We start from the raw sequence: 26,803 nt of genomic DNA, 5'->3' as shown, positions 1-26,803 counted from the left end.
GGGCGGCAACCTGTTATTGCCGAGGGCGGGCCTGTGCCCCGAAGGGGCAGTCGCTCTGGCGGATCAGCCGCGACCCCTTGCCCTGTTCCCCCAGCCAGCTCAATTCCAGCTTGCCGAGGCGGCCCAGATGGCGCAGCTCGAACTCGTAGCGCTGGCAGAGGTTGTCCTGGGGCAGACTCGCCATCCCCGCTGGCAGTCGGTATTGATAGCGCAGGAGTGGCCCATCCTCCAGCTTGCTGGTCACCGGCACCAGCCCCTCTGGGGTGGGCTGCGGCGCCCCGAGTGCACGGCGCAAACTGAGCGGCGCATCGATCGCCTTTTGATAGTGCAGTCCGTTCATCGCCGCCAGCTCCTCTTCCAGTCGTTGCAACTCCCCTTCCAGTCCATTGAGCGCGGCTCCCAGCTGTTGGTGGGTCGTTGACGAGGCGCAGCCACCCAGCAACAGGATGGCAAGCAGCAGGGTGGCTCTGATGGGGGGCACGGCATCTCCTTGGCTATGACGATGAAGCGTGAAGGTCAGGTCGGTTGGCCCTGACTATAGCAGGGGATTGCTGGGGGGCGTCCCCTGCAGCAGTTGCGCCAGACGGGCCAGCCCCTCGCCGACCCGGGCGTCGGTGGCGGGTTGGCTCAGGCTCAGGCGCACCCCCTGCGGAGCAGCAAACTGACCGGCGGCGAAGTGTTCTCCGCTCGCCACACCAACGTCAAGGGCATCGGCGGCAGCGGCAAACTGCTGGCTGCGCCAGGGCTCAGGCAGCGGCAGCCAGGCGTGCATGCTGCCCGGCTGCCAGCGGGCGGCGGGCAGCAGGTGGCGCAGCAGTTCGCCACGGCGTTTGAGGATCTCCCGCTGCTGCTCGACCAGCGGCATGATCTGGCGCTGACTGACCATTTTGCAGGCAAGCTCGATCAGCAGCGGGCTCACCATCCAGCTCGACAGCCGCATGGTCTGGGCGAAGGCGCTGCGCAAGGCGTGGGGAGTGAGCACGAAGCCGACCCGCAGACCGCCGCAGGCGATCTTGGCCAGACTGCCCAGATAGATGACCCGCTCCGGCGCCAGATTGACCAGAGGGATCACCGGTTGCTGGGGCAGCAGGCCGTTGACGTCATCCTCGATGATCAGCAGATCGTGGCGACGGGCGATGGCGACGATGGCCTCCCGCCGCGCCAGACTCATGATGGCGGTGGTGGGGTTTTGCAGGGTTGGCGTGAGGTAGAGCAGCTTGGCCCGGCGGGTGCGGCAGGCGGCGTCCAGCGCCTCGGGCAGCAGCCCCTCCTCGTCCATCGCCAGTCCCACCACCTGATTCTTCAGTTGGCGAGCGTTGCCCAGCATGCCAGGGTAGCTCAGCCCCTCGCACAGGATGGTCTCCCCCACGCAATTGGTCGCCAGCAGCGCCAGCATGATGCCGTGCTGGGCGCCGTGGCTGAACAGCAGGCGATCCTCACTGCAGGCCACCCCTTGCTCCGCCAGCCAGTTGACGAACTGCTGGCGCTGATCCGGTCGTCCCGCCTCCTTGTCGTAGCCGAGCAGGGCGTTGAGATCCCCGTCCGCCACTTCCCCCAACATGGGGCGAATGATGGCTGCCCGATCCAGCTGCACCGGCAGGTTCTGCCACAGCTCGATGCGGTGCCCCTCCTCCTGACGGATCACCCACTCATTGGCGGGATCCGTGTTCGCTCCCTTGACCCAGGTGCCGTGCCCCACCCGGGCGGCCAGCAGGCCGCGCCGCTCTGCCTCGCTGTAGGCGCGGGTGACTGTGCCGACGGTGACACCCAGACGATCCGCCAGGGATCGGTGGGTAGGCAATCGGGTCTGCGGTGGCAGCTCGCCATTCGCGATCCCCTGTTCGATCGCTTTGACCAGCTTGAGGTAGAGGGGGCCATCGAAGGCCGTAAGGTCGGGTGTCCAGATTGTCATGGTGACAATAAATCCATTGATCAAAATTTGCTGTCAATATAGCGTGAATTTCAACCTTATAACAACCAAATAGCACACATTGTATCGATACAATGTGGCGGGTAAGGAGTCACAATATGACGATGGAGTGGTATGTCACCCTGTTTGGCTTTGCCGTACTCACCTGCGGTACGCCGGGGCCCAACAACCTGATGCTGACGGCCTCCGGCGCCAACTTCGGGGTGCGCCGCACCCTGCCACATCTGCTCGGGGTCGGATTGGGGCAGCCGGTGTTGCAACTGGTGCTGGCGCTGGGGCTCTATCCCCTGTTCGAGCGTTGGCCCTTATTACGCCTCGGTTTGCAGATCTTCGGCAGCCTCTATCTGCTCTGGCTGGCGTGGCGTATCGCGGTGGCCGGGGCGCCGGGGGATCCGGCCCAGCGTGCCCGTCCGCTGACCATGCTGGAGGGGCTGGGCTTTCAGTTCCTCAATCCCAAGGCGTGGATGATGGGGATCTCCGCCATCAGTCTGTTCAGCCTGCCCGGCGCCAGTTACTGGTCGAGTCAGCTGGCGGTGATGGTCATGTTTGCGCTGGTGGCCCTGCCGGTCTGCTTTGTCTGGGTACTGTTCGGCCATCAGCTGAGCAACTGGATCAGCTCGGATCGGGGCTGGCGGCGACTCAACGGTTCTCTCGGCCTGCTGACGGCGCTCTGTGTGGTGATGCTCTGGTATTGAGCCGTGTTGCGCTGGAGGGGGAGGTGGCCTGGAAAGAGGCATTTCTGACTTGTCGCCAAGGGGTTGGCTCTGCATATTAGAAGGCTTTCCCCATAACGGGGGCGTTGCATCGACAAGAGGTTGAGATGGATCTGAACTGGTTACTGCCCCTGGCTGGGTTTGCCCTGGTTACCTGCGGCACGCCGGGGCCCAACAATATGTTGCTCACCAGCGCCGGGGCGGCGCAGGGGTTTCGCCGCACGATTCCCCTGCTGGTAGGGGTGGTGGGGGGGATCAATCTGATGATCCTCGCTACCGCGCTGGGGCTTGGCGTGGTGTTCGAGAAGGTGCCGCTGCTGCACGACGGCCTCAAGCTTATCGGCTCGGCGTATCTGCTCTGGCTGGCGTGGAAGGTGGCGACCGCCAGCGGCCCGGCCGAGGGTAACCGGCCGCTCATTCCCGCCCATCAGGGGGCCATGCTGCAACTGCTCAACCCCAAGGCATGGATGATGGCGCTCTCCGCCATCAGCGGTTTCACCCTGGCGGGGGAGGCTTACTGGCCCTCTGCGCTCTGGGTGTTGGTGATCTTCTTTATTACCGGCCTCTACACCGGGGCGTTCTGGGTGCTTTTTGGTGCCCAGGTGCGGCAAATCATTCGCACCGCCCGGGGTTGGCGGCGTTTCAATCTTGGCATGGGGCTGGCGACGGCCGCCTGTGTCGGGATGATCTGGATTTAGCCCGGGGTTGACCCGGGCCTTTACCGGCTGTCTTGTTGGCCCTGCGGGGCCTTTTTTATCTCGCCTGCGTGACCTTGCCTGCAAGGTGGCGTTGTTCTGCCCTCCCTTGGGATCAAAGGAGTTCATATGAAATGTATCGGTCTGCTGGGTGGCATGAGCTGGGAGTCCACCGTCAGTTACTATCAGGCGCTCAACCGCGGGGTGCGGACACAGCTCGGTGGTTTGCACTCGGCGCGGGTGCTGCTCAATAGCGTCGACTTTGCCGCTATCGAGCGGCTGCAGCATGCCGGTGACTGGCCCGCTACCGCCCGCCTGCTGGCGGCGGAGGCGCGCAAGTTGCAGGATGGCGGCGCCGATTTCTTGCTGATCGGCACCAACACCATGCACAAGGTGGCCCCCGAGATTGAGGCGGCCATCGATATCCCGCTGCTCCATATCGCCGATGCCACCGCGACCAAATTGCGGGCGGACGGGATAACCCGGGTCGGCCTGCTCGGCACCCGCTTCACCATGGAGCAGGATTTTTACAAGGGTCGTTTGCAGGAGCGCTTCGGGTTGGCGGTGCTGGTACCCGATGAGGCCGGGCGGGAGCGGGTACACAGGATCATCTATGACGAGCTCTGTCTGGGGGAGATCCGCGAATCGTCGCGGGCCGAGTATCTGGCCATTATCGAGGGGCTGGCGGCCGCGGGTGCCGAGGCGGTGATCCTTGGCTGCACCGAGATTGCCCTGCTGGTGGGCGATGCCAGAGCGGCGGTGCCGCTCTACGATACCACTGCCATCCATGCCGAAGCGGCGGTCGCGCTGGCACTGGCATCCGATTAATAAACTGGTCAGATCTCACTATTCATGCTTGTCTCATACCCCTTGCCATAAAAGCGTGTAAAATTGCGCCCTGAATTTTCCCCGGCCAACGCGGGTTGGCTGCGGTTTCCTAGCATGCAAGGCTGACATTGTGACTGAAGTAGATAGATTCGCGGATATTCGCCCCTACCGCGATGAAGAAGTGCCGGCAGCCATCGAACGGCTGATCCAGGATGATGAATTTATCGGCGCCATCGCCAAGTATCGTTTCGGTTCCCTGATGAGCTGGCTGGGTTGGGCCATCCGCCCGATGATCCGCCTGTTCCTGCGCCGCAAATGGTCAAAAGTGACCACTGTGCATCAGGTCCAGATGGGGGTCACCCGGTACATGTCCCGCATGATCGCCACCTCCACCAAGGGGGTGACCTTCTCCGGGATCGAGCATCTTAAGAAAGAGCAGGGCTATCTGTTTGTCTCCAACCACAGAGACATCGCCATGGATCCGGCGTTCGTCAACTGGGGGCTGCACACCCACGGTTTCGATACCGTGCGCATCGCCATCGGTGACAACCTGCTGCGCAAACCCTGCGCTACCGAGCTGATGAAGCTCAACAAGAGCTTTATCGTCAAACGCTCCGCCAAGGGGCCGCGGGAGATGATGAAGGCGCTCGGCGAGCTGTCTGCCTATATTGGCAACTCGGTTCACGAAGGTCACTCCATCTGGATCGCCCAGAAGGAAGGGCGCGCCAAGAATGGCGATGACAAGACAGATCCCGCCATCCTCAAGATGTTTTACGTTGACGGCAAGAAGCAGAAGATCGACTTCGTCGACTACATGCGCAGCCTCAATATCGTGCCGGTCAGCATCAGCTACGAGCTGGACCCGACCGACAAGGCGAAGGCGCGCGAGCTCTACGAGAAGTCGGTCAACGGCAGCTACGAGAAGGGCGAGTTCGAGGATATCGAGAGTATCGTCGCCGGTATCGTCGGCATGAAGGGGCGGGTACACGTCTCCTTCGGCGCCCCCATTACCGAGGGCTTCAGCGATCCGGACGAACTTGCCGCGCTAATCGACAAGGCGATCTGGAGCAGTTACCACCTCTTCCCCAGCAACTATCTGGCGGCCGATGTCTCCGGCAAGGCCAACACCATCGAGCAGGCGGCCTTCCTGACCCGTCAGTCAGAGGTGCCGGAAGAGCACAAGGCGATCTGGCGAGCCATGTACGCCAAACCGGTGGAAAACGCCAAAAAGGCTTGAATGAAACCGGTTGTTAAACGGTTTTGCGAAAAAAACGGGCGCTGATGCGCCCGTTTTTGCGTCTGGTCAAAGTCGAGGGGGAAAGGGTGGTGAATAATATGGTTTCAGCTGGTACGATCACTATGAAAATGGGATTATGTCTCTTGGCAAGGTGCTGACGAGTGTGTAACAGTGCCCATATAGCTGAACATGAGCAAAAGCTCTAAACCGGTTTGCACGGATTGCAGACGGCATTATTGAAGGACCTGTCACAGGTCCTTTTTCATTGGCGGGCAAAGATGCCGCCCAAATATACCTAACAGGAAACAGACGCCATGATCACCGGTAGCCTGAACACCCTGCAGCGAACGCCGCTGCCCGCCCCGCTGGCCCGCATCATGGCCGAGGTGGTGAAGAGCGTGGCTCACTGGGGTGACGCTCCGCTCGGCAAGACCGAGATCGATGGCCTCAACCTGTTCTGTCTGGTGAGCGAGGATCTGACCGAGCCAGCCGCGGATCGCCGTGGCGAATTCCATGAGCAGTATCTCGATATCCAGTTGCTGCTGCGCGGTGAAGAGTGGATAGGTGTGGGCCCCCACGACTACGTGAGCGACGGCGCCGACCATCCCCATCCTGACCTCTGGTTTGTCGATGACGAGCAGACCACTTATCTGGCGCTGCAACCGGGCGATTTCGCCATCTTCTGGCCGGGCGAGCTGCACCGCCCGCTCTGTACCTTCAACCAGCCCGCCAAGGTGAAGAAGCTGGTGGTCAAGGTACACAAGGATCTGCTGGCTATTGCCTGAGCACTCCCATTGAGGCGAGCCCTGCGCAGCTGATGCGTTGAGACTCGCAAGCATTGAAACCAGTGATACGCACCACAAGTTGCGATCACTCTTTCAAGAGCAAGAATTGAAAAATTGGACGCACCCTCCTGCGACCATAAGCCCCCGGCAGGGGAATCCCATCCTCTTTTGGATGACACGACACTGTCGGCATAAAGCCGAAGCACAGGAAGATGTAGAAAATGAGCAAGTTGGTATTGATCCTTAACTGCGGTAGCTCTTCCCTGAAATTTGCCGTAATGGACGCCGAAACAGGTGAGGACATGCTGTCCGGCCTGGCCGAATGCTTCAATCTGGATGATGCACGTATCAAATGGAAACTCCACGGGGTCAAGGGCGAAGCCATGCTGGGAGCGGGGGCCGCTCACCAGGAGGCCCTCGACCATATCGTGGGTCACATCCTGCCGCAGGATCCGACTCTTGCCGAGCAACTGGTGGCCATTGGTCACCGAATCGTACACGGTGGCGAGCAGTTCTCCCGCTCCGTGCGCATTGATGACGGCGTGATCGCCGGTATCGAAGCCGCCATTCCGTTCGCCCCGCTGCACAACCCGGCGCACCTGATCGGTATTCGTGCCGCGCTGAAAGTGTTCCCGCAGCTGTCCGAGAAGAACGTGGCCGTGTTCGACACCGCTTTCCACCAGACCCTGCCGCAAGAGGCCTACCTCTATGCGCTGCCGCACAAGCTCTACCGCGAACACGGCATCCGTCGTTACGGTGCCCATGGTACTTCTCACCGCTACATCGCGGAAGAAGCCGCGAAAGAGCTGGGCAAGCCGTTGAATGAGCTGAACATCATCAACTGCCACCTGGGTAACGGTGCCTCTGTCTGCGCCATCAAGAACGGCGAATCCGTTGACACCTCCATGGGTCTGACTCCGCTGGAAGGTCTGGCGATGGGTACCCGCTCCGGTGATATCGATCCGGCCGTGGTCTTCTTCATGCACGACCAGCTCGGTTACAGCGTTGAGCAGATCAACCACACCCTGACCCGTGAGTCCGGTCTGCTGGGGATGACCGAAGTGAGCAGCGATTGCCGCTACGTCACCACCAACTACGCCACCGACGCCGGTGCCAAGCGTGCGCTGGATGTCTTCACCTACCGTGTGGCCAAGTATGTCGGCGCCTATGCCGCTGCGATGGACGGTCGTCTGGACGCCGTGGTCTTCACCGGTGGTATCGGTGAGAACGCCGCCATGGTGCGCGAGATGGTGCTGAACCGTCTGGCCCTGTTCGGCTTCAAGGTGGACAAAGAGGCCAACAACGCCGCGGTACTGGGTGGCGAAGGTCGCATCACCACCGCCGACAGCCGTTGCGCCATGGTGATCCCGACCAACGAAGAGCTGGTTATCGCTCGCGATGCCCTGAGCCTGGTCTGCTAAGTCAGCCTCGCTTTGAAACAACGCCCGGCCTGTGCCGGGCGTTGTCATTTCTGGCGTACGCCGATTTGACATGGGGGAGGGGAGCGGTACCCTGACCACCACTGTTTTGCAGCCAGCGGGCTGCCAGGTTCGGGAGAGAGCAATGAAAGAGGCGTTTTTTAACTGGTTGTCGGGCCTTGGGGTGGAAGTGACCAGCATGATGGCGCTGGTGATCGCGCTGGGCTTTATCGTCATCACCTCGTTGCTGCTGCACATGGCGCTGCACCGGGTGCTGCTGGTCCGGCTGGTGGGGATCCTCGGCAAGGCCAAGCAGGTATGGTTGCCGCCCCAGCTGCAACAGCGCCTCTTCAACCGGCTCGCCTTCGTGCTGCAGGGCGCCGTGCTGCTCGGTCAGGCGGAGATCTGGCTGCCCCGCCAATCGGATAGCCTGAAACTTATCGAGATGGTGGCCCAGCTCTGGATTTTGCTGTTCCTGCTGCTGGCCTTCTTCGCCCTGCTCGACTGCCTGTTGTCGGTGAGCCGTTACACCCGCCTTGGTCGGGATTTGCCCCTGCGCGGCATCTTCCAGGGGGCCAAGCTGGTAGGCAGCATTCTGGTGGGCATCCTGATGATCGCCCTGCTGCTCGGCAAGTCGCCGCTGTTCCTGTTCAGCGGTCTGGGTGCCATGACCGCGGTGCTGATGCTGGTATTCAAGGACCCCATCCTCGGGCTGGTGGCGGGGATCCAGCTCTCCGCCAACCGGATGCTGAGCGTCGGTGACTGGCTGCAGATGGACAAGTACGGCGCCGATGGCGAGGTGACCGACATCGGCCTCACCACGGTCAAGGTGTCGAACTGGGACAAGACCATCACCACCATTCCCACCTATGCCCTGATCTCCGACTCTTTCAAGAACTGGCAGGGGATGACCGAGTCGGGCGGCCGCCGCATCAAGCGCAGCGTCAATATCGACATGACCAGCGTACGTTTTCTGACGGCCGAGGAGCAGTTGCAGCTCAAGCAGGCGCAACTGCTGGCACCCTATCTGAGCCGCAAGGAGCAGGAGCTGAGTGCCTACAACCAGCAGCTGAGCGATGCCCTGAGCTGCCCCATCAACGGTCGTCACCTCACCAACCTCGGCACCCTGCGCGCCTATCTGGATGCCTACCTGCGTGCCCACCCCGGTATTCGCAAGGACATGACCCTGATGGTGCGCCAGCTGGCACCCACGTCAGACGGTCTGCCGCTGGAAATTTACTGCTTTACCGCGACAACGGCATGGGCCGATTACGAAGGGATCCAGGCCGATATTTTCGACCATATCTTCGCCATCATTGAGCAATTTCATCTGCGGTTGCATCAATCTCCCACAGGTTACGATATGCGTGCCTGGCAACGGGGATAAACAGGGAAACCGGGCGGGTCGGGGACGCGGAAAAAACCGCATATTAATCATCGACCCGTCGCCACTTGTCAGTTGAAATTTGCCGTGCAGAGGAGAAAAATGGCGGCCTTCTCTTCGCGCCCCTGATCCCCTCTTGATCAGCTGCCAGCCCAGAGACGTCACTTCAAGTCATCATCATGGGAAAGTTATGAAGCTCCTTCGCAATAGTGTGGCAACACTCTGCTACAGCCTGCTGCTGACCGCTGCGCCGGTTTTCGCTGTTGAATATGCTCTGCCTGCGGCCAACAGCCGTCTGGTAGGGGAGAATCTGGAATACGTGGTTCCGGCCGAAGAGAACGGCCAGCCGCTGGAGGCCATTGCGGCCAAATTCCAGCTGGGGCTCACCAACATGACCGAAGCCAACCCCGATGCGGATCCCCTGCTGGTACAGACCGGCGAGAAGCTGGTGATCCCCCAGCAACTGATCCTGCCGGATGCACCCCGTGAAGGGATCGTGCTGAACGTGGCCGAGATGCGCCTCTACTACTACCCCAAGGGTAAAAAAGTGGTGGAAGTGCTGCCCATCGGCATCGGCCAGCTCGGCACCGACACCCCGGAAAACTGGGTGACCAGTGTGCAGCGCAAGAAAGCGGGCCCGACCTGGACCCCGACCGCCAAGATGCATGCCGAATATGCCGCCCGTGGCGAGAGCCTGCCTGCGGTATGGCCGGCCGGCCCGGACAACCCCATGGGTCTGTTTGCCCTCTACATCGGCAAGATGTACGCCATCCACGGTACCAACGCCAACTTCGGCATCGGCCTGCGGGTGAGCCACGGTTGCGTGCGTCTGCGCAACGACGACATCGCCTACCTGTTCAAGCAGGTACCGGTCGGTACTCGCGTCCAGTTCGTCAACCAGCCGATCAAGGCCTCTCTCGAGCCCAACGGTGTCCGCTATCTGGAAGTGCATCAGCCGCTGTCGCGCAGCGAAGAGGAGTTCAACTCCAAGCTGCCGGCACCGCTGCCGATGACCCCGGCGGTGACCCGCTTCATTGCCCACGCCGACAGCGACTCCCAACTGGTGAAGCAGGCGCTGGAGCAGCGCAACGGCATGCCGATGGCGATCAACCGCTAACGGCAAATCCCCGTCATGACAAAGGGCGAACAGCATGCTGTTCGCCCTTTTTGTTTCTGCTGCGTTGACTCAGCTTCGCAGCAGATTTGCCTGCAGCTCGCTGCCGAGCTGATCGAGCAGCTGATAGCGCGCCTTGTAGCTGGCCCGCTTGCGGGAGGGGATCTCCTCCAGCGTCTTGCGGGGCACCTCCAGCGGCAGGCTCATCCAGAGTTCATCCTGCACGCTGCCCTGATGCTCCTGCCACAAGCCGTCGAGGTCGAACTTGACCCGATCGGCGGTTCGCTTGCTGCTCTGATAGACGTGGCTTTGGGTGCGGATCCCGAGCAGGCTCTTGCACGCTAGCCCTCGGGCCAGCTCGGCGGCCATATAGACCAGCAGGGACATGGGGCGCAGCCCGCCGCACGCCTTGGTGACCAGCTTGATCTCCTCGCTCTGCCCCTTGCCGCCCTGCAGCGAACAGATCTCGAGGGTCGGGTTTGGCGCGGGGCGCAGATTGAGGGCCATGTAATAGAGCGCCGCGTCACCCAGCTTGAGGGTCAGGCTCATCTCCCCCTCTTTGCCCATGTGGGTTTGGTAATCCAGTTGCAGGGTCAGGGGGGTCGTCAGCTTGTCGCTATGCCACTGGGCAAGCAGCAGGCCGCGCCCGCTGTAGATTGCCAGTTGTTGCGCCTTGGGCAGCTGACGTGCCAGCTGCTGGTAGTGGCCGCTGATAAGCCCGGCTCGCAGGCGCTTGCGGAGCCCCTTGTGGCGATAGGGGTGGATCGGCTTTTCCAGAATATCGGGAAAGCGGCTGATCGCCTGCGCCAGCAGCGGTTGCTCCTGCTGCTGGCGATAGAGGGCGCGGGCGCCGGGATTGAGCCAGAGACGCCCCACATACTTGGCCCGTCGGATGAGATGACCCGACTCCTCCACCGGGTGAAGGCGGCGGGCGAGGGTTCGCAGGTGTGACAGATGAGATGACATGGTGCCGACCTCTGACTGGTGTGATGAGACAGGGCGGGGAGTGTAGGAGCGGGGCGCTGGCTTGTAAAAAAATGGATAGTAACAAAATGTGAAAACATAACGCTCAGTAGCGGCTGGCGCTGCGAGATGACCGTCACGGCCACGGCAGGAAATCTGGCGCCATCCTCTTGATGCGGCAGATGATTTGATGCGCAAAGGTTTTTATTGTGTTTTGTGTTTGTTAAAAATGGTTGAGCTGGCGCGAACGGCTGATTAAGCTAGGCCGGTTTTTTTAGGGATGAGCCCGTCACCAGAGCGGGCAGAAAATGACACAAAACGGAGTTTTGCATGACAGCTAGCACACCCATGTTAATCACCTTCCTGGTGTATATCCTCGGAATGGTGTTGATCGGCTTCGTCGCCTATCGCGCCACCCGCAACTTTGATGACTACATTCTGGGCGGCCGCCGAATGGGGAGCTGGGTCACCGCTCTCTCCGCCGGCGCTTCCGACATGAGCGGCTGGTTGCTGATGGGCCTGCCCGGCGCCGTCTTCGTCAGCGGCATCTCCGAGAGCTGGATCGCCATCGGTCTTGTCATCGGCGCCTACCTCAACTGGCGCTGGGTAGCGGGTCGCCTGCGGGTACATACCGAGAAGAACCGCAACGCCCTGACCCTGCCGGACTATTTCACCTATCGCTTTGAAGATCACAGCAAGGTGCTGCGCATTCTCTCGGCGCTGGTGATCCTGCTCTTCTTCACCATCTATTGCGCCTCCGGCGTGGTGGCCGGTGCCCGTCTGTTCGAGAGCACCTTCGGCATGGATTACAACACCGCCCTCTGGGTCGGTGCCGCCGCCACCATCACCTACACCTTCTTCGGCGGCTTCCTCGCGGTGAGCTGGACCGATACGGTACAGGCGACCCTGATGATCTTTGCCCTGATCCTGACCCCGGTCTTCGTCATCATCGCCGTCGGCGGGGTGGACAGCGCCATGATCGAGGTGGCTGCCAAGAGCGCCACCAACCTCGACATGTTCAAGAATCTGGATGTGATCGCCATCATCTCGCTGATGGCCTGGGGCCTTGGTTACTTCGGTCAGCCCCACATTCTGGCCCGCTTCATGGCGGCGGATTCCCACCACTCCATGGCCAATGCCCGCCGTATCAGCATGACCTGGATGGTGTTCTGCCTCGCTGGTGCGGTGGCCATCGGCTTCTTCGGGCTGGCCTACTTCGCCCGCTTCCCGGAAGTGGCGGCTGGGGTGACCGGCAACCCGGAACGGGTCTTTATCGAGCTTTCCAAAATCCTGTTCAACCCCTGGATCGCCGGTGTGCTGCTCTCCGCCATTCTGGCGGCGGTGATGAGCACTCTAAGCTGCCAGCTGCTGGTCTGCTCCAGCGCCATCACAGAGGATCTCTACAAGCCCTTCCTGCGCAAGAACGCCTCCCAGCGTGAGCTGGTGTGGGTGGGTCGCCTGATGGTGCTGCTGATCGCGGTGATTGCCATCGCCGTTGCCATGAATCCGGAAAACCGGGTGCTGGGGCTGGTGAGCTACGCCTGGGCCGGTTTCGGTGCCGCCTTTGGTCCCGTGGTGCTGCTCTCGGTGCTGTGGCCGCGAATGACCCGCAATGGTGCGCTGGCGGGCATGCTGGTCGGTGCCATCACCGTCATCGTCTGGAAGCAGTTCGGCTGGCTGGGGCTGTATGAGATCATTCCGGGCTTCCTGTTCGCACTGCTGGCCATTGTGGTGGGCAGTCTGCTGGGCGAAGCGCCCTCAAAAGCGATGCTGGAGCGTTTCCGCGATGCCGAGGAGGAGTACAACACTCCGGCCGAGAGCGCGGGAGAGCCGGTCGTGGTGAACTGATCCCCCTTACCGCTTTCTGATTGAGAGCCCCGCCCCCGGACAAGGAGCGCCCTGGTTGGCCATCCTTGCACCGGTTTGGCGGGGCTTTGTGCTATCTGATTCACTCTTGGGCACTTTTTTATGTTCGGCCGGTGGCTCCCGGGTGCTCGCTTTCTTTTGTCTTGGCACCGAATATGGGACACTAGGCCGCCTGAAGGAGACCTAGTGCATGCGGCTATTCACCCTGATCCTGATCCTCCTGCTGGGGGGACTGCAATATGACCTCTGGCTGGGGAAGAACGGGCTATCCGATTATCAGAACCTGTCGGAGGCCATCTCGCAGCAACAGCGGGACAACCAGACTCTCAAGGATCGTAACGACCTCATTTACCGCGAGATAGATGATCTCACCTCTGGCCTCGAGGCCATCGAGGAGTTGTCGCGCAACGATCTGGGTTACATCAAGCAGGGGGAGACCTTCTACCGGATCATCCCCAAAGAGAAAGACAAAGAGACAGCGCCGGACGATGAGCCCTACGATGACTGATGCCAGCCGGATATCCGGCCTGACGGCGATCGTCCCTGCCGCCGGTATCGGCAGCCGAATGGGGGCCGATTGCCCCAAGCAGTACCTGCAACTGGCGGGTAAAACCATTCTCGAACATACCCTGGAGCGGCTGCTCTCCCACCCGGCCATCGCCCAGGTGATCGTGGCGCTGGCGCCCCATGACCGCTGGTTCGAGGCCCTGCCCGTGGCGGCCGACCCGCGCATTGTGCGGGTAGAGGGAGGCGCCGAGCGCGCCTTTTCCGTCCTCAATGGCCTCCATGTGGCGCAAGGGGAGTGGGTGCTGGTGCACGATGCGGCCCGTCCCTGCCTGACTCACGGCGATCTCGATGCGCTGATTGCCGCGGCCATGAACTGCGGCGGTGCCATTCTCGGCAGTCGGGTGCGCGATACCATGAAGCGCTCCGATGGGGAGGGCAATATCATCGCTACCGTCGAGCGCGAGCAGCTCTGGCATGCCCTGACGCCGCAGATGTTCCCGACCCGTACCCTGAAGCGGGCGCTGGAAGAGGGGCTGCTGCTGGGCGCTACCATCACCGACGAGGCCTCCGCCATGGAGCGGGCCGGATTCACGGTGCGGATGGTGGAGGGGCGCGCCGACAATATCAAAGTGACCCGGCCGGAAGACTTGTCGCTGGCGGGGCTGTTTTTAAGCCAGCAGGCATAAGCCCCTCGGTCAGAACAGACCGTTCAGAGCAGAGTGTCTCGAACAAACAGGCCCGAACAAGGAGTTAGCATGATCCGGATTGGACATGGTGTGGACGTACACAAAATTGATGGGGTTGGTTTCAGCATGTTGGGAGGTTGCCGCTGATGATGCGCATTGGTCATGGTTTTGATGTTCATAAATTTGGTGGTGTTGGCCCCTGCATGCTGGGCGGGGTGCCGGTTCCCTACGAGCAGGGACTGATCGCCCACTCTGATGGCGACGTGGTGCTGCACGCGGTGAGCGATGCCCTGCTGGGCGCCATCGGTGCCGGTGATATCGGTCGCCATTTCCCCGATACCGCAGCCGAATTCAAAGGCATCGACAGCCGTATCCTGCTGCGGGATGTCTTTGCCCGCGTGCAGCGCGCAGGGTATGCCATCGGCAATCTGGATGTAACCATCATCGCTCAGGCACCCAAGATGGCGCCTCACATCGACGCCATGTGCGCCGTGCTGGCTGCCGATCTGCAATGTGATTTGAACCGGGTGAACGTCAAGGCGACCACCACCGAACAGCTTGGCTTTACGGGGCGCAAGGAAGGGATCGCCACCGAAGCCGTCGTCCTACTGGTGAAACAATAATGCTGGAACAACTTGCCTACCTGCACGGTGCGCCCACCGCCCGCGGTATCCTCAAGGCCGAGGCCGCCGACTTCGTGGTCAATGAAGATCTCGGGTTTGAACCCTGTGGCGAGGGTGAGCACATCTTCGTCCGGGTGCGTAAAACCGGCGAGAATACCGCCTGGGTGGCTGGCCTGCTGGCCGATGCGGCCGGGGTCAACCGCAATGCGGTGACCTGGGCTGGCCTGAAAGATCGCCACGCAGTGACCGAGCAGTGGTTCGGCATTCACCTGCCGGGCAAGGCCGAGCCGGACCTCTCCGTCATCGAGAGCGACAGCATCCGGATCCTGGAGGTGAAGCGCCACAACAAGAAGCTGCGGGTCGGCTATCTCAAGGGCAACCACTTCACCCTGCGTCTCACCGGTCTGGAGCAGGCCGACGGGCTGGAGTCCCGCCTGCAGGCTATCGCTACCCAGGGCGTGCCCAACTACTACGGCGAGCAGCGTTTCGGCCGTGAAGGCAACAACCTGGAAGCGGCCAAGGCGATGTTTGCCGGCAAGCGGATCAAGGATCGCAACAAGCGCTCTCTTTACCTATCCGCCGCGCGCAGCATGCTGTTCAATGCCATCGTCAGTGCCCGTATCGAGCAGGGGTTGGCTCACCAGCTGCTGGCCGGTGACTGCGTGATGCTCAAGGGTAGCCACTCCATCTTCAGTGAAGAGAGCGTGACCCCCGAGCTGGAAGCGCGTCTCGCCTCCGGCGATGTGCAACTTACCGCGCCCCAGTGGGGCCGTGGCCGTTTGGCCAGTCAGGGTGCCGCTGCCGAGTTCGAACAGGGCGTGCTGGCTCCTTACAGCGATTGGTGTGACGGGCTGGAGAAAGCCGGGCTGGATCAGGACAGGCGCCCCCTGCTGCTCAAGCCGGAGCAGATGAGCTGGCAGCTGGATGGCGAGGCGCTGACCCTCTCCTTCTTCCTGCCGGCGGGCGCGTTTGCCACCAGCGTGGTGCGCGAGTTAATGCAGGCCGAAGAGGCCGATCACGGTTTCAGGAATCAGACCGATGCGAATTCTGGTCAGTAATGATGATGGTGTGCATGCCGAGGGGATTCGTGCCCTCAGCGATGCGCTGCGCGCCTGCGGCGAGGTCATTGTGGTGGCGCCGGATCGCAACCGCAGCGGCGCGAGTCACTCCCTGACGCTGGAAGAACCGCTGCGGGTTACCCGCATCGCAGAAAACGGCTTTAATGGGTGCGAGAGCTATGCGGTGAAGGGCACGCCGACCGACTGCGTGCATCTGGCGGTCAACGAGCTGGTGCGTCCTGAACCCGACATGGTGGTGGCCGGCATCAACCACGGTGCCAACCTGGGGGATGATGTCATCTACTCCGGCACGGTGGCGGCTGCGACCGAAGGGCGCCACCTTGGCTATCCCTCCCTCGCCATCTCGCTGGTGGGCAAGACCCATTTCGCCACGGCGGCCCACTATGCGGCCCTGCTGGTGAAGGGGTTGATGAAGCACCCCCTGCCAGCGGATCAGATCCTCAATGTGAATGTACCTGACCTGCCGCTTGAGCAGATCCGGGGGATCAGAGTGACCCGCCTTGGCAATCGCCATCGGGCGGAGTCGGTGATCCGCACCGAGGATCCCCGCGGTCAGCCCATCTACTGGATTGGCCCTCCCGGCGACAAGCAGGATGCAGGAGAAGGAACCGACTTTGCTGCCATCGAGCAGGGTTATGTCTCGATAACCCCCCTGACCATTGACATGACTGCCTATGACAGTCTCGCTGGTCTGGGGGCCTGGTTAGATCTGCAGGGATGAGGGTGTGATAGTACAGCGCCTGTTAAATCAGCTCATTGCGCAGGATATTCGCGATTTTCGCGTACTGGCGACCATCGCGAAAGTACCGCGCCAGCTATTCGTGGATGAGGCCATGGCCCACAAGGCGTGGGACAACACCGCCTTGCCCATTGGCCATGGCCAGACCATTTCGCAGCCCTACATGGTGGCGCGAATGACCGAGCTGCTGATGCAAAATGATCCGGCCCACGTGCTGGAGATTGGCACTGGCTCCGGTTACCAGACGGCGATCCTCGCCCATCTGGTGGAGCACGTTTATACCGTGGAGCGGATCAAGTCGCTGCAGTTTCAGGCAAGACGCCGGCTGCGCCAGCTTGATCTGCACAATGTCTCGGCCAAGCACGGTAACGGCTGGCTGGGATGGCCCAACAAGGGGCCTTACGACGCCATTCTGGTGACGGCGGCGGCGAGCGAGATCCCGACGGCGCTCACCGATCAACTGGCCGAAGGGGGCCGACTGGTGTTGCCCGTGGGTGACAGCCAGCAGACCCTGCAGCTGATCGAACGATCCGGATCCCAGCTGACCAGCCGTATTCTGGAGCCGGTACGTTTTGTTCCCCTGATTGACGGAGATGTTGAGTGAAGTTGTTTTCCCGTTTGTACGTACTGGTGATGCAGTGGGCTCGCCACAAGCATGCCCCCTGGTATCTCTCCATCACCGCTTTCATCGAGTCGGTATTCTGGCCGATCCCGGTGGATGTGATGCTGGCGCCGATGGCGCTCGCCAAGCCCCACAAGGCGTGGCACTACGCCACGCTGGCTACCGTCTTCTCTGTGCTGGGCGCCCTGTTTGGCTATGCCCTTGGCTATGCGCTGTGGGATCCGGTCGTGCTGCCACTGGTGGAGTCTGTGGGCTATCAGGACAAGATCGAGATTGCTCGCAACTGGTTTGAGCAGTGGGGGATCTGGGTCATTTTCATTGCCAGCTTCACCCCCATCCCCTACAAGGTGTTTACCGTGACGGCAGGGTTGTTGCAAATGGCTCTGCTGCCCTTCATCATCACCTCCCTCATCGGTCGTGGCATGCGCTTTTTCCTGGTGGCGGGCCTGATGCGTTGGGGTGGCGAGAAGATGGAACGCAAACTGATGCACTATGTTGATGTGCTTGGTTGGCTCTGTATTGGTCTGGCCGTGGTGGCCTATTTCTGGTTTAGTCGTTAAGGATCCATTATGCGTTCGCGTATTTGGCAAGGAAGCAGTGTCGTGGTGTTGTCATGGCTGCTGCTTGCCTGCTCCTCCAGTAAAAATGCAGCTCCGGTAGATGGTGTTGATGAGGGGCAGTTTGTCTCGACCATTCCGGCTCGCCAAAGCGGTGCCCAGGTCAGTGCCCCCATTCAGGGCGGCAGCTATGTGGTGAAGCGGGGCGATACCCTCTACTCCATCGCCTTCAACTCCGGTAACGACGTACCCTCGTTGGCCAGCCTCAACAACATCAGCCCGCCCTACAACATCTATCCGGGGCAGCGACTGCGACTCGATGGTTCCAGCGCCAGCATGAGCAGCAGCCGCAGTGCCGGTACCTATGAGGTGCGCCGCGGCGATACCCTGAGCAGCATCGGCCGCCAGTTCGGCATGACACCGCAGGCGCTGGCCCAGAGCAACAACCTGAGCGCCCCCTATGCGCTGCAACCGGGTCAGGTGCTCAATGTCCAGACTGCAGGCGGCGGTTCGACCCAGATGGTAGCTGCGACTCGTCCGGCAACCGTGACGCCGGTGGCCGTGAGTCGCCCGAGCAGCGGTCCGCGTCCGTTGGCCGAGCCGAGTGGATCTGGTCAGACCACGCCGTTCATCTCTCAGAAATCCGTTGCTCCGGCAGCACCGAAGGAATACGCTCAGGTCAAAGAACAAAAAACAAACAACTCCCAGTCGAGACTTGCTTGGCACTGGCCCGCAAAAGGCCGGATTGTCGAGGGGTTCTCTGTTGCAGAACAGGGTAACAAGGGGATCGACATAGCCGGCCAGAAGGGGCAACCCGTCTACGCCGCCAGCAGCGGTAAAGTGGTATACGCTGGCAGTGCTTTAAGGGGGTACGGCAAGCTGATTATCCTCAAGCATGATGATGACTATCTCTCCGCTTACGCACACAACGACGAGTTGCGGGTGAAGGAAGGGGACAGCGTCAAGGGGGGCTCGGTCATTGCCAACATGGGTAGCACGGACGCGCCGGATGTGCGATTGCATTTCGAGATCCGGTACAGAGGCAAGTCGATCAATCCGATGAGCTATTTGCCAAAGCGTTAACCCCAGAGAGACTGTCTTACTCTGGTAACGTCAGGGAGACACACCATGAGCCAAGAACAACTGGTAATGCAGGATGCAGAGTTAGAGTTTGACGCTGAACCCGAATCTCACGAGGTAGAAGAGTTGCAGGAGGTAGCCGCCGAGGCGGACGAGACTATCTCCGATGAGTTGCTGGCACCTGAGCTGAACAAGGTGATGGATGCCACGCAACTCTATCTGGGGGAGATAGGCTTCTCCCCGCTGCTCACTGCCGAAGAGGAAGTCTACTACGCCCGTCGTGCCTTGCGCGGTGACAAAGCCGCCCGCAAGCGCATGATCGAGTCCAACCTGCGACTGGTGGTGAAAATCGCCCGTCGTTACAACAATCGCGGCCTGGTGCTGCTGGATCTTATCGAAGAGGGCAACCTCGGTCTTATCCGTGCGGTCGAGAAGTTCGACCCCGAGCGCGGCTTCCGTTTCTCCACCTATGCCACTTGGTGGATCCGCCAGACCATAGAGCGGGCCATCATGAACCAGACCCGCACCATCCGTCTGCCCATTCATGTGGTCAAAGAGTTAAACGTTTACCTGCGCACCGCTCGCGAACTCTCTCACCGTCTCGATCATGAACCGACCGCCGAGGATATCGCCTTTGCGCTGGATCGTTCGGTGGATGACGTGAACCGCATGCTCAAGCTCAACGAGAAGATCACCTCGGTGGACACCCCTATCGGTGGCGATCGCGACAAGGCGCTGCTGGATGTGCTCTCCGACGAGCGCGGCATGGGGCCTGAGCTGGAGTCACAGGAAGATGATATGCGCAGCAGCATTGTCCACTGGCTGGAAGAGCTCAATCCCAAGCAGCGGGAAGTGCTGGCCCGTCGTTTCGGTCTGCTGGGCTACGAGCCGGCTACCCTCGAGGATGTGGGGGCCGAGATTGGCCTGACCCGCGAGCGGGTGCGCCAGATCCAGGTCGAGGGGCTGCGCCGTCTGCGGGAGATCCTGCTGAGCCAGGGGCTCTCCATCGAGGCGCTATTTCGTACCAATTAAGCCCGCACCAACTGATCAGCGCATCAGCCAGATAGCACGAGGGGAGCAACAGCTCCCCTCGTTTTTTATTGCCTGTTGTCTGGCGATGGCTTCGTGGTTATACCAGCTCGGCCAGCATGGTATCGGCGTAGGGCACCAGTGCTTCGCCATTTTTCACTTTGGCGAGATAGTCCGGGTTGGCGATAAGCGGACGACCGATAGCCACCAGATCGAAGCGGTTGGCCTCGATGGCCGCAGCGGCGCGCTCGGCGTCGTAGTTGCCCACCCCGACCAGATTGCCTTTGTAGTGGGCGCGCAGATAGTCGGAGGCGCGGCCACCCAGATAATCGAAGGTGAGGTTGTCATCGAAGATGCCGAGGTGGATATAGGCCAGCGGGCGATCGTTCAGCTTGCCCAGCAGGTAGTCGAACACGGCGCGATCTTCCGGGCTACCCGCCAGATGGACATAGGCACCCGGGGAGAGACGAATACCTACCCGATCACCACCGATACGGGCGCTGATGGCATCGACCACTTCCAGCGCAAAGCGGCTCATCTTTTCCGGGCTGCCACCGTAGTTGTCGGTGCGCAGGTTGGTGGAGTGGTGCAGGAACTGGTCGATCAGGTAGCCGTTGGCACCGTGGATCTCCACCCCGTCAAAGCCCGCCTCGATGGCGTTGGCAGCGGCCTGGGCGTAATCCTGCACCAGCTGTGCGATTTCGGCCTCGGTCAGGGCGCGCGGCACCTGATAGGTGAGCTCGCGCATGCGGGGCACAGTGCCCTCGTGCGCCACGGCAGAGGGGGCCAACACTTCAGCCTGATGGAAGAAGGGGTGGGAGAGGCGGCCGACGTGCCACAGCTGGGCGAAGATCTTGCCGCCTTTGGCATGTACGGCGCTGGTCACTCTCTTCCAGCCATCGATCTGCGCCTGGGTGAAGAGGCCCGGGGTATTGGGGTAGCCCTGCGCGTCGGGTCGGATGATGACGGCCTCGGAAACAATTAGGCCGATGTCGGCGCGGCGGCCGTAATAGGCTGCCATCTGCTCGGTCGGCACCAGACCTGGGCCTGCCATGCAGCGGGTGAGCGGGGCCATCATGAAACGGTTGGCTAGGGTCAGAGTGTCATTGAGTCGATACGGCTGAAACAGGGTATTCATGATAGGTTGTCCTGAACGGGTTATTCTTGAACGTGCATTCAAGACGTTTTTTGCGTCAGGCGCAAGCTTTTTTTGAATGCGCGTTCAAGAAGGTTGGCCCGAGCGGGCGGCTGGGGTAAACTTGCCGCCCTTTCCAGCCACTCTTTATCGGCGGGCCCTGTTGCCCCTTGCCGGTGAACCATTTCCCACGGGAGGAACCATGCGCATAGCCGAGTTTGATCGGGACGAGGTACTGCGAAATGCCATGGAAGCGTTTCGCGCCAAGGGATATGCCAAGACCACCATGCAGGAGCTGGTGGCTGCCACCGGCCTGCACCCGGGCAGCATTTATGGCGCCTTTGGCAACAAGCGCGGCTTGCTGCTGGCGGCGGTGGATCATTATGTCGAGGGCAAACGCACCCTGCGCCGCTCCCTGCTCGACAACCCGAGCCCGCTGGCGGGCCTTGCGGCCTATCTCGACCAGATCGTGGGGGAGGCGCTCTGCGGCTCCTGTCTGGTGACTCGCACCATGATGGAGCTGAGCGAGCAGGATGAGGAGCTGACCCAGCGGGTCAAGGGGATCTATGGCGAGCTGGAGCAGGATCTGGCCGAGTTGCTGACGCAGGCGCAGGCCAAGGGTGAACTGGCCCCGGATAGCAATATCCACACCCTCACCGCCCTGCTGCTGATCAACTTGCAAGGGCTGGTCACCTTTGCCCAGTGCCGCCCCGATCGCCCCCTGCTCGACGACGTGGTTGCCCAGCTGATGCGGGCCCTGCGGGCGTAACGCGATACCGCAGCAACAACAGTGGCTCCCTTGGGAGCCATGGTTGTTTCCGGGGATGCCACACGCGCCGGGGTGTTTGCTCCCTTCTCCCCTTGCGGGAGAAGGGTTGGGGATGAGGGGGAGGGCTCTGCTCAGCGTAATGAGAGCCAAATATGGGCCAGTACGACCTCCATCCGACTCAGCACATCGTTATTCCACACTCGTATCACCCGAAATCCCTGCTGATTGAGATAGGCTGTCCGAGCCTCGTCATGCATCTGGTTCGTTTGTGTTCCATGTTGCCAACCATCCACTTCGATGACCAAACCCTGTTCAAGGCAGATGAAGTCCACCACATAGGGGCCGATGGGCATTTGGCGGCGAAATTTCAGCCCCGCCAGACGGCGATTGCGCAACTGTTGCCACAGTTTCTGCTCTGCCTGTGTGGCATCCCGTCTCAGTCGCTTGGCAACACGGTTGCTCTCCATTAATTGCTCCCACTCTGTATCGCCTTATAGATATAGCCAGCTTCCCATCTGTTTACCGGTTGGGTATTGCGTCCCCTCACCCTAGCCCTCTCCCAATGGGAGAGGGAACAGCTCGAGGAGCTATCGGGATTGGGCTGATCATCACTGTGTTCATTGCCGGATTCGAGCAGGGGAAGCTGGATTGGGTGATAGCAGATGGCGATAACTTTTCGAATGTATTGGGAATCGCTTGGCTGAATGGCTGAGTGGTTGTCTGCGATGCTGCAAGTGGTAGCGTAACTGCTCCCTTCTCCCCTTGTGGGAGAAGGGGTGGGGATGAGGGGGAGGGAGCAGGAGCTGCCCTCACCCTAACCCTCTCCCAGAGGGAGAGGGAATTGATCGAGGTTCGGTTTGGGCATCGTGGTCGGTCAACAAGCTCCTTCATCAAATCCTTGAGCCACATCTGCGCCGGTTATTGCGTATACGCCGATGGGGTATGCCAGACGCAGCCGCCTCACCTCGGCCCCACCAGCTCCTTCATCAAATCTTTCAGCCATACCAGCGCCGGTTGCTGGGCGTGTACGGGGTGCCAGACGCAGTTGAGGTGGTAATCGGGCACGTCCTCGGGTAGCGGCAGGCTTTTCAGCGGCCAGTGGGTGGCGAGCAGCTCGGCCACCATGCTGGGCAGCACCAAGAGGTGATCGCTCTGGCTGACGATGGCGGCGGCGGACATATAACTCTGGCTGTTGACCGAGATGGTGCGGCTAAAGCCCTGACTTTTCAGATAGCGGTCGAGGCTCGCCTCCGAGGTGCCAAGGGGCGAGTGGAACACGTGGGGCATGGCGATAAGCTGCTGCAAGGTGATGCGCTCCTGCCACTGGGAGGGGTCATCCTCGGCACCGGCGGGGGCCGATTTGGCAATCGGCAGATCGGCGCGCACCAGCCCGGCCAGCGGCTCGGTGAGCCAGGTCTCCTTGCCCAGATACCCCGGCACCTGCATGTACTCGTCAAACCCCAGCACCAGATCGATCTCGCCACTTGCCAGCTCGGCTTCGGGCAGGGTGTCGCGCAGGATGCGGATCTCGATGGTGACCCCCGGCGCCAGCCGTCTGAGCCGCTGAATAAGCGGCGGGATCAGCACGCACTCCACGTAATCTGTGGTGCAGAGCACGAAGCGCCGCTTCGACTGGCTCGGCTCGAACTCCTCCTCCTCGGTGAGCTGCTGCTCCAGCAGCCGCAGCGCCTGCTGCACCCCGAGATGCAGTCGCTGGGCGCGCGGGGTTGGCAGCATCCCCTGCGGGGTGCGCACCAAAAGCGGGTCGCCGAGAAAGGTGCGCAGCCGGTTAAGCGAATGGCTCATGGCGGGCTGGCTGATAAAGAGCGCCTCGGCGGCGCGGGTGACGCTGCCCTGCGTCATCAGGGCGTCAAACGCGAGCAGCAGATTGAGGTCGAGCTGGTGCAGTTTCATGGGGGGATTATTCGCCGTGTTTATGGGACAATCCATCCTATTCATTTGATGGATGGGGGCGCAACGTCTTAATCTGCGACCCACTCTTATTTTTCCGGGTTCCCGCGCCGCATCTGGCGTAAACGGGGGCCTCAATCCATGCAAGGAGCCTTGCGATGAGCATCAAGACCATTAACTCCACGCCGGCCGCCGACGGCTTCACCATGCCCGCCGAGTGGGCGCACCAGCAGGCCGTCTGGATGATCTGGCCGTTTCGCCCGGACAACTGGCGCGTAGCCGGTCGCTTCGCGCAAGAGACCTTCGCCAAGGTGGCCGATGCCATCGGTGGTGCGACTCCGGTCTTTATGGGGGTACCGGCCCAGTTTATGGAGCAGGCCCGCGCCATCATGCCCGCCCACGTCACTCTGGTTGAAATGGACAGCGATGACTGCTGGGCCCGCGATACCGGCCCGACCATCGTTACCAACGCAGCCGGCGAGTGCCGTGGCGTGGATTGGGGCTTCAACGCCTGGGGCGGCCACAAGGGCGGTCTCTACTACCCGTGGAATCAGGATGAGGAAGTGGCAGCCCAGATGCTGACCCAACACGAGATGGCTCGCTACGATGCGCCGCTGATTCTGGAAGGGGGCTCCATCCACGTCGATGGCGAAGGCACCTGCCTGACCACCGCCGAGTGCCTGCTCAACGAAAACCGCAACCCGCACCTGACCAAAGAGCAGATCGAAGCTCACCTGCGCGACTATCTGGGCGTTACCAGCTTTATCTGGCTGGACGAAGGCGTCTACATGGACGAAACCGACGGCCATATCGACAACATGTGCTGCTTCGTGCGTCCGGGTGAAGTGGCCCTGCACTGGACTGATGACCAGAACGATCCCCAGTACGCCCGCTCCGTGGCCGCCCTCAAGGTGCTGGAAGCGGCGGTCGATGCCAAGGGTCGCAAGCTGAAAGTGTGGAAGCTGCCCCAGCCGGGCCCGCTGTTCTGTACCGAAGAGGAGTCTGCCGGTGTCGAGAGCGGTACCGGTGTGCCGCGCGAGGCAGAAGGCCGTCTGGCCGGTTCCTACGTGAACTTCCTCATCACCAACGATCGCATCGTCTACCCGCTGCTGGATGCCGCCACCGATGGCGAGGCCCAGCGCATTCTGGAAGAGATCTTCCCGGAGCACACCGTAGTCGGCGTGCCGGCCCGCGAGATCCTGCTGGGCGGTGGCAATATTCACTGCATTACTCAGCAGATCCCCTCCGGCAAATAAGAACCGGTTCCGGTGAGTATTCAAAACCCCACGCCGTGGGGTTTTCTCTCTTGATGGTGTGATGGTCGCCGGCGCTGATGCGGCGATCATCATGACAAACAGTCACCCTTTTACAGGAGATCCCCATGATCGAAGTGACCGAGGTTTCCATTGCCGAGCTGCGTGCCGCGCTCGAATCAGACCGCACCACAGCGGTCGAACTGGTCAAGGCCTATCTGGCCCGGATCGAGGCCTACAACGGCCCAGAGACTGCCACCAAACTCAACGCCGTGGTGGTCGCCAATCCCGATGCGCTGAAAGAAGCCGAAGCTTCCGATGCCCGCCGTGCCCGTGGTGAAACCCTGAGCCCGCTCGACGGCATCCCCTACACCGCCAAAGACAGCTATCTGGTCAAGGGGCTGACCGCCGCCTCCGGCAGCCCGGCTTTCAAGGATCTGGTGGCCCAGCGCGATGCCTTTACCGTTGAGCGCCTGCGCGCCGCCGGAGCCATCTGCCTTGGCAAAACCAATATGCCGCCGATGGCCAATGGCGGCATGCAGCGCGGCGTCTATGGCCGTGCCGAGAGCCCCTACAACGCCGACTACCTGACCGCGCCCTTTGCCTCCGGCTCCTCCAACGGCGCCGGTACTGCCACCGCCGCCAGCTTCTCCGCCTTTGGTCTCGCCGAAGAGACCTGGTCGAGCGGCCGTGGCCCGGCTTCCAACAACGGCCTGTGTGCCTACACCCCGTCCCGTGGCGTCATCTCGGTGCGCGGCAACTGGCCGCTGACCCCGACCATGGATGTGGTGGTGCCCTATGCCCGCACCATGGCCGATCTGCTGGAAGTGCTCGACGTAGTGGTCGCCGACGATGCCGAGACTCGTGGCGATCTGTGGCGCCTGCAGCCCTGGGTGCAACTGCCCAAGGCCTCCGAAGTGCGTCCGGCTTCCTATCTGGATCTGGCTGCCAAGGCCGATGCCCTCAAGGGCAAGCGCCTCGGCGTGCCGCGCATGTTTATCAACAAGGATGAACTGGCCGGCACCAGCGAAAACCCCGGCATCGGCGGCCCGACCGGTCAGCGCATCCATACCCGCGAGACCGTGATCGCCCTCTGGGAAGATGCGCGCAAGGCGCTGGAAGCTGCTGGCGCCGAAGTTATCGAAGTGGACTTCCCGCTGGTCTCCAACTGCGAAGGGGACAGACCCGGTGCGCCGACCGTGTTCAATCGCGGCATCGTGAGCCCGGAGTTTCTCAACGACGAGCTGTGGGAGCTCTCCGGCTGGGCGTTCGACGACTTCCTGCGCGCCAACGGCGATCCCAAGCTCAACAAGCTGGCCGATGTCGATGGGCCGAAGATCTTCCCCCACGATCCGGGCACCCTGCCTAACCGCGAGGGCGATCTGGCGGCGGGCATGGACGAGTACGTCAATATGGCCAAGCGCGGCATCAAGCGCTTTGACGAGATCCCCACAGTGCCGGACGGCCTGCGCGGTCTGGAGAAGACCCGCAAGCTGGATCTGGAAGACTGGATGGACGGGCTCAAGCTCGACGCCGTGCTGTTCCCGACCGTTGCCGACGTCGCCCCGGCTGATGCGGATGTGAATCCGGCCTCCGCCGATATCGCCTGGAGCAACGGCATCTGGGTTGCCAACGGCAACCTCGCCATTCGCCATCTCGGCGTGCCGACCGTCACCGTCCCCATGGGGGTGATGGCCGATATCGGTATGCCGGTGGGCCTGACCTTCGCCGGTCGCGCCTATGACGACAACAACCTGCTGCGCTTCGCCTCGGCCTTCGAGTCCACCGGCAACAAGCGTATGGTGCCGCCGCGGACACCGCCGTTGGCTTGATTTGTGTGGTTAGTTAAATATCTCTGGTTTATCCGAAGATAATGAAAA

Annotated in this window: 27 protein-coding genes; 21 read left to right on the top strand and 6 right to left on the bottom strand. The window is 61.4% G+C overall.

The annotated features are described in order from the left end of the window. Positions 1 to 13: 13 nt before the first annotated feature. Both I6L34_RS06880 and I6L34_RS06875 read right to left on the bottom strand, forming a co-directional pair. Entirely contained in the window at positions 14 to 481 is a 468-nt protein-coding gene (locus I6L34_RS06880) for a hypothetical protein (RefSeq protein ID WP_216956252.1), read from the bottom strand. A gap of 54 nt (positions 482 to 535) precedes the next feature. Continuing rightward, on the bottom strand, positions 536 to 1,912 hold the full coding sequence (locus tag I6L34_RS06875; RefSeq protein ID WP_216956251.1) for a PLP-dependent aminotransferase family protein: 1,377 nt from the start codon (positions 1,910 to 1,912) through the stop codon (positions 536 to 538). Between the two features lie 116 nt (positions 1,913 to 2,028). On the opposite strand from I6L34_RS06875, the gene I6L34_RS06870 reads away from it, so the two are divergent. The 8 genes from I6L34_RS06870 to I6L34_RS06835 all read left to right on the top strand — a co-directional run bounded on the left by I6L34_RS06870 (position 2,029) and on the right by I6L34_RS06835 (position 10,107). Beyond that, entirely contained in the window at positions 2,029 to 2,625 is a 597-nt protein-coding gene (locus I6L34_RS06870) for a LysE family translocator (protein WP_101529606.1), read from the top strand. A gap of 125 nt (positions 2,626 to 2,750) precedes the next feature. Further along, positions 2,751 to 3,341 carry a LysE family translocator gene (locus I6L34_RS06865; protein WP_005335534.1) on the top strand — a complete coding sequence of 197 codons (591 nt, stop codon included), beginning with the start codon at positions 2,751 to 2,753 and terminating at the stop codon, positions 3,339 to 3,341. A 126-nt stretch (positions 3,342 to 3,467) separates the two neighbouring features. Continuing rightward, complete coding sequence (locus I6L34_RS06860; protein ID WP_100645169.1) at positions 3,468 to 4,166, top strand: aspartate/glutamate racemase family protein; 699 nt, start codon at positions 3,468 to 3,470, stop codon at positions 4,164 to 4,166. Positions 4,167 to 4,296: 130 nt separating this feature from the next. Beyond that, positions 4,297 to 5,403 carry a 1-acyl-sn-glycerol-3-phosphate acyltransferase gene (locus I6L34_RS06855; RefSeq protein ID WP_005362790.1) on the top strand — a complete coding sequence of 369 codons (1,107 nt, stop codon included), beginning with the start codon at positions 4,297 to 4,299 and terminating at the stop codon, positions 5,401 to 5,403. Positions 5,404 to 5,717: 314 nt separating this feature from the next. After that, positions 5,718 to 6,188: a YhcH/YjgK/YiaL family protein gene (locus I6L34_RS06850; protein WP_216956249.1), complete on the top strand. Its 471-nt coding sequence runs from the start codon at positions 5,718 to 5,720 to the stop codon at positions 6,186 to 6,188. 221 nt (positions 6,189 to 6,409) lie between these two features. Next, the gene (locus I6L34_RS06845; RefSeq protein ID WP_120415468.1) at positions 6,410 to 7,609 is read left to right on the top strand and encodes an acetate kinase; all 1,200 of its coding nucleotides are present in this window, start codon (positions 6,410 to 6,412) and stop codon (positions 7,607 to 7,609) included. 142 nt (positions 7,610 to 7,751) lie between these two features. Beyond that, on the top strand, positions 7,752 to 8,993 hold the full coding sequence (locus I6L34_RS06840) for a mechanosensitive ion channel family protein (protein ID WP_101529604.1): 1,242 nt from the start codon (positions 7,752 to 7,754) through the stop codon (positions 8,991 to 8,993). A gap of 187 nt (positions 8,994 to 9,180) precedes the next feature. Continuing rightward, on the top strand, positions 9,181 to 10,107 hold the full coding sequence (locus I6L34_RS06835) for a L,D-transpeptidase family protein (RefSeq protein ID WP_005354531.1): 927 nt from the start codon (positions 9,181 to 9,183) through the stop codon (positions 10,105 to 10,107). Between the two features lie 69 nt (positions 10,108 to 10,176). On the opposite strand, the gene I6L34_RS06830 is transcribed toward I6L34_RS06835, so the two are convergent. Beyond that, positions 10,177 to 11,070 carry a DUF535 family protein gene (locus tag I6L34_RS06830; RefSeq protein WP_216956248.1) on the bottom strand — a complete coding sequence of 298 codons (894 nt, stop codon included), beginning with the start codon at positions 11,068 to 11,070 and terminating at the stop codon, positions 10,177 to 10,179. Between the two features lie 327 nt (positions 11,071 to 11,397). Between I6L34_RS06830 and putP the strand changes: the two genes are divergently transcribed. The 10 genes from putP to rpoS all read left to right on the top strand — a co-directional run bounded on the left by putP (position 11,398) and on the right by rpoS (position 19,858). Then, complete coding sequence (gene putP, locus I6L34_RS06825; protein ID WP_124928600.1) at positions 11,398 to 12,915, top strand: sodium/proline symporter PutP; 1,518 nt, start codon at positions 11,398 to 11,400, stop codon at positions 12,913 to 12,915. A 208-nt stretch (positions 12,916 to 13,123) separates the two neighbouring features. Further along, complete coding sequence (gene ftsB / locus I6L34_RS06820; RefSeq protein WP_005335520.1) at positions 13,124 to 13,441, top strand: cell division protein FtsB; 318 nt, start codon at positions 13,124 to 13,126, stop codon at positions 13,439 to 13,441. Further along, complete coding sequence (gene ispD, locus I6L34_RS06815; protein WP_181222732.1) at positions 13,434 to 14,126, top strand: 2-C-methyl-D-erythritol 4-phosphate cytidylyltransferase; 693 nt, start codon at positions 13,434 to 13,436, stop codon at positions 14,124 to 14,126. The genes ftsB and ispD overlap by 8 nt, the downstream gene beginning before the upstream one ends. A gap of 146 nt (positions 14,127 to 14,272) precedes the next feature. Then, complete coding sequence (gene ispF / locus I6L34_RS06810) at positions 14,273 to 14,749, top strand: 2-C-methyl-D-erythritol 2,4-cyclodiphosphate synthase (protein WP_216956247.1); 477 nt, start codon at positions 14,273 to 14,275, stop codon at positions 14,747 to 14,749. After that, the gene (truD, locus tag I6L34_RS06805; RefSeq protein ID WP_216956246.1) at positions 14,749 to 15,807 is read left to right on the top strand and encodes a tRNA pseudouridine(13) synthase TruD; all 1,059 of its coding nucleotides are present in this window, start codon (positions 14,749 to 14,751) and stop codon (positions 15,805 to 15,807) included. Before ispF ends, truD begins: the two co-directional genes overlap by 1 nt. Then, positions 15,788 to 16,549 (top strand): 5'/3'-nucleotidase SurE, encoded by a 762-nt coding sequence (gene surE, locus I6L34_RS06800; protein WP_216956245.1) that lies wholly within the window; start codon positions 15,788 to 15,790, stop codon positions 16,547 to 16,549. The genes truD and surE overlap by 20 nt, the downstream gene beginning before the upstream one ends. 4 nt (positions 16,550 to 16,553) lie before the next feature. After that, positions 16,554 to 17,171, top strand: coding sequence for a protein-L-isoaspartate(D-aspartate) O-methyltransferase (locus I6L34_RS06795; protein WP_033138377.1), 618 nt, complete (start codon positions 16,554 to 16,556; stop codon positions 17,169 to 17,171). Next, complete coding sequence (locus tag I6L34_RS06790; protein WP_005354505.1) at positions 17,168 to 17,749, top strand: YqaA family protein; 582 nt, start codon at positions 17,168 to 17,170, stop codon at positions 17,747 to 17,749. Before I6L34_RS06795 ends, I6L34_RS06790 begins: the two co-directional genes overlap by 4 nt. Before the next feature lie 9 nt (positions 17,750 to 17,758). Further along, the gene (locus I6L34_RS06785) at positions 17,759 to 18,829 is read left to right on the top strand and encodes a LysM peptidoglycan-binding domain-containing protein (RefSeq protein ID WP_058057110.1); all 1,071 of its coding nucleotides are present in this window, start codon (positions 17,759 to 17,761) and stop codon (positions 18,827 to 18,829) included. A gap of 45 nt (positions 18,830 to 18,874) precedes the next feature. Beyond that, the gene (gene rpoS / locus I6L34_RS06780) at positions 18,875 to 19,858 is read left to right on the top strand and encodes an RNA polymerase sigma factor RpoS (protein ID WP_005335504.1); all 984 of its coding nucleotides are present in this window, start codon (positions 18,875 to 18,877) and stop codon (positions 19,856 to 19,858) included. A gap of 97 nt (positions 19,859 to 19,955) precedes the next feature. On the opposite strand, the gene I6L34_RS06775 is transcribed toward rpoS, so the two are convergent. Continuing rightward, on the bottom strand, positions 19,956 to 20,993 hold the full coding sequence (locus tag I6L34_RS06775; protein WP_069554974.1) for an alkene reductase: 1,038 nt from the start codon (positions 20,991 to 20,993) through the stop codon (positions 19,956 to 19,958). A 199-nt stretch (positions 20,994 to 21,192) separates the two neighbouring features. Between I6L34_RS06775 and I6L34_RS06770 the strand changes: the two genes are divergently transcribed. Then, entirely contained in the window at positions 21,193 to 21,759 is a 567-nt protein-coding gene (locus tag I6L34_RS06770; RefSeq protein WP_216956244.1) for a TetR/AcrR family transcriptional regulator, read from the top strand. A gap of 131 nt (positions 21,760 to 21,890) precedes the next feature. On the opposite strand, the gene I6L34_RS06765 is transcribed toward I6L34_RS06770, so the two are convergent. Together I6L34_RS06765 and I6L34_RS06760 are read right to left on the bottom strand one after the other, a co-directional pair. Continuing rightward, complete coding sequence (locus I6L34_RS06765) at positions 21,891 to 22,226, bottom strand: endonuclease domain-containing protein (protein WP_216956243.1); 336 nt, start codon at positions 22,224 to 22,226, stop codon at positions 21,891 to 21,893. A gap of 493 nt (positions 22,227 to 22,719) precedes the next feature. Further along, a complete protein-coding gene (locus tag I6L34_RS06760) occupies positions 22,720 to 23,673 on the bottom strand; it encodes a LysR family transcriptional regulator (protein ID WP_033115874.1) in 954 nt (317 codons plus the stop codon). A gap of 155 nt (positions 23,674 to 23,828) precedes the next feature. Here I6L34_RS06760 and aguA point away from each other — a divergent pair, with 155 nt between their 5' ends. Continuing rightward, complete coding sequence (gene aguA, locus I6L34_RS06755) at positions 23,829 to 24,926, top strand: agmatine deiminase (protein WP_043849960.1); 1,098 nt, start codon at positions 23,829 to 23,831, stop codon at positions 24,924 to 24,926. A gap of 125 nt (positions 24,927 to 25,051) precedes the next feature. Further along, positions 25,052 to 26,755, top strand: coding sequence for an amidase (locus tag I6L34_RS06750; RefSeq protein ID WP_216956242.1), 1,704 nt, complete (start codon positions 25,052 to 25,054; stop codon positions 26,753 to 26,755). Positions 26,756 to 26,803 lie beyond the last annotated feature (48 nt).

It is taken from the genome of Aeromonas sp. FDAARGOS 1404 (assembly GCF_019047085.1).
GTDB lineage: Bacteria > Pseudomonadota > Gammaproteobacteria > Enterobacterales > Aeromonadaceae > Aeromonas > Aeromonas veronii.
Note: the sequence above shows the minus strand (reverse complement) of the source record. Positions and strands in the feature narration are given on the sequence as shown.

Coding starts and splice junctions, on each gene's coding strand:
- I6L34_RS06875 (WP_216956251.1), bottom strand. CDS start 1,912: ATGACAATCTGGACACCCGACCTTACGGCCTTCGATGGCCCCCTCTAC.
- I6L34_RS06870 (WP_101529606.1), top strand. CDS start 2,029: ATGACGATGGAGTGGTATGTCACCCTGTTTGGCTTTGCCGTACTCACC.
- I6L34_RS06865 (WP_005335534.1), top strand. CDS start 2,751: ATGGATCTGAACTGGTTACTGCCCCTGGCTGGGTTTGCCCTGGTTACC.
- I6L34_RS06860 (WP_100645169.1), top strand. CDS start 3,468: ATGAAATGTATCGGTCTGCTGGGTGGCATGAGCTGGGAGTCCACCGTC.
- I6L34_RS06850 (WP_216956249.1), top strand. CDS start 5,718: ATGATCACCGGTAGCCTGAACACCCTGCAGCGAACGCCGCTGCCCGCC.
- I6L34_RS06845 (WP_120415468.1), top strand. CDS start 6,410: ATGAGCAAGTTGGTATTGATCCTTAACTGCGGTAGCTCTTCCCTGAAA.
- I6L34_RS06840 (WP_101529604.1), top strand. CDS start 7,752: ATGAAAGAGGCGTTTTTTAACTGGTTGTCGGGCCTTGGGGTGGAAGTG.
- I6L34_RS06835 (WP_005354531.1), top strand. CDS start 9,181: ATGAAGCTCCTTCGCAATAGTGTGGCAACACTCTGCTACAGCCTGCTG.
- I6L34_RS06830 (WP_216956248.1), bottom strand. CDS start 11,070: ATGTCATCTCATCTGTCACACCTGCGAACCCTCGCCCGCCGCCTTCAC.
- putP (WP_124928600.1), top strand. CDS start 11,398: ATGACAGCTAGCACACCCATGTTAATCACCTTCCTGGTGTATATCCTC.
- ftsB (WP_005335520.1), top strand. CDS start 13,124: ATGCGGCTATTCACCCTGATCCTGATCCTCCTGCTGGGGGGACTGCAA.
- ispD (WP_181222732.1), top strand. CDS start 13,434: ATGACTGATGCCAGCCGGATATCCGGCCTGACGGCGATCGTCCCTGCC.
- ispF (WP_216956247.1), top strand. CDS start 14,273: ATGATGCGCATTGGTCATGGTTTTGATGTTCATAAATTTGGTGGTGTT.
- truD (WP_216956246.1), top strand. CDS start 14,749: ATGCTGGAACAACTTGCCTACCTGCACGGTGCGCCCACCGCCCGCGGT.
- surE (WP_216956245.1), top strand. CDS start 15,788: ATGCGAATTCTGGTCAGTAATGATGATGGTGTGCATGCCGAGGGGATT.
- I6L34_RS06785 (WP_058057110.1), top strand. CDS start 17,759: ATGCGTTCGCGTATTTGGCAAGGAAGCAGTGTCGTGGTGTTGTCATGG.
- rpoS (WP_005335504.1), top strand. CDS start 18,875: ATGAGCCAAGAACAACTGGTAATGCAGGATGCAGAGTTAGAGTTTGAC.
- I6L34_RS06775 (WP_069554974.1), bottom strand. CDS start 20,993: ATGAATACCCTGTTTCAGCCGTATCGACTCAATGACACTCTGACCCTA.
- I6L34_RS06770 (WP_216956244.1), top strand. CDS start 21,193: ATGCGCATAGCCGAGTTTGATCGGGACGAGGTACTGCGAAATGCCATG.
- I6L34_RS06765 (WP_216956243.1), bottom strand. CDS start 22,226: ATGGAGAGCAACCGTGTTGCCAAGCGACTGAGACGGGATGCCACACAG.
- I6L34_RS06760 (WP_033115874.1), bottom strand. CDS start 23,673: ATGAAACTGCACCAGCTCGACCTCAATCTGCTGCTCGCGTTTGACGCC.
- aguA (WP_043849960.1), top strand. CDS start 23,829: ATGAGCATCAAGACCATTAACTCCACGCCGGCCGCCGACGGCTTCACC.
- I6L34_RS06750 (WP_216956242.1), top strand. CDS start 25,052: ATGATCGAAGTGACCGAGGTTTCCATTGCCGAGCTGCGTGCCGCGCTC.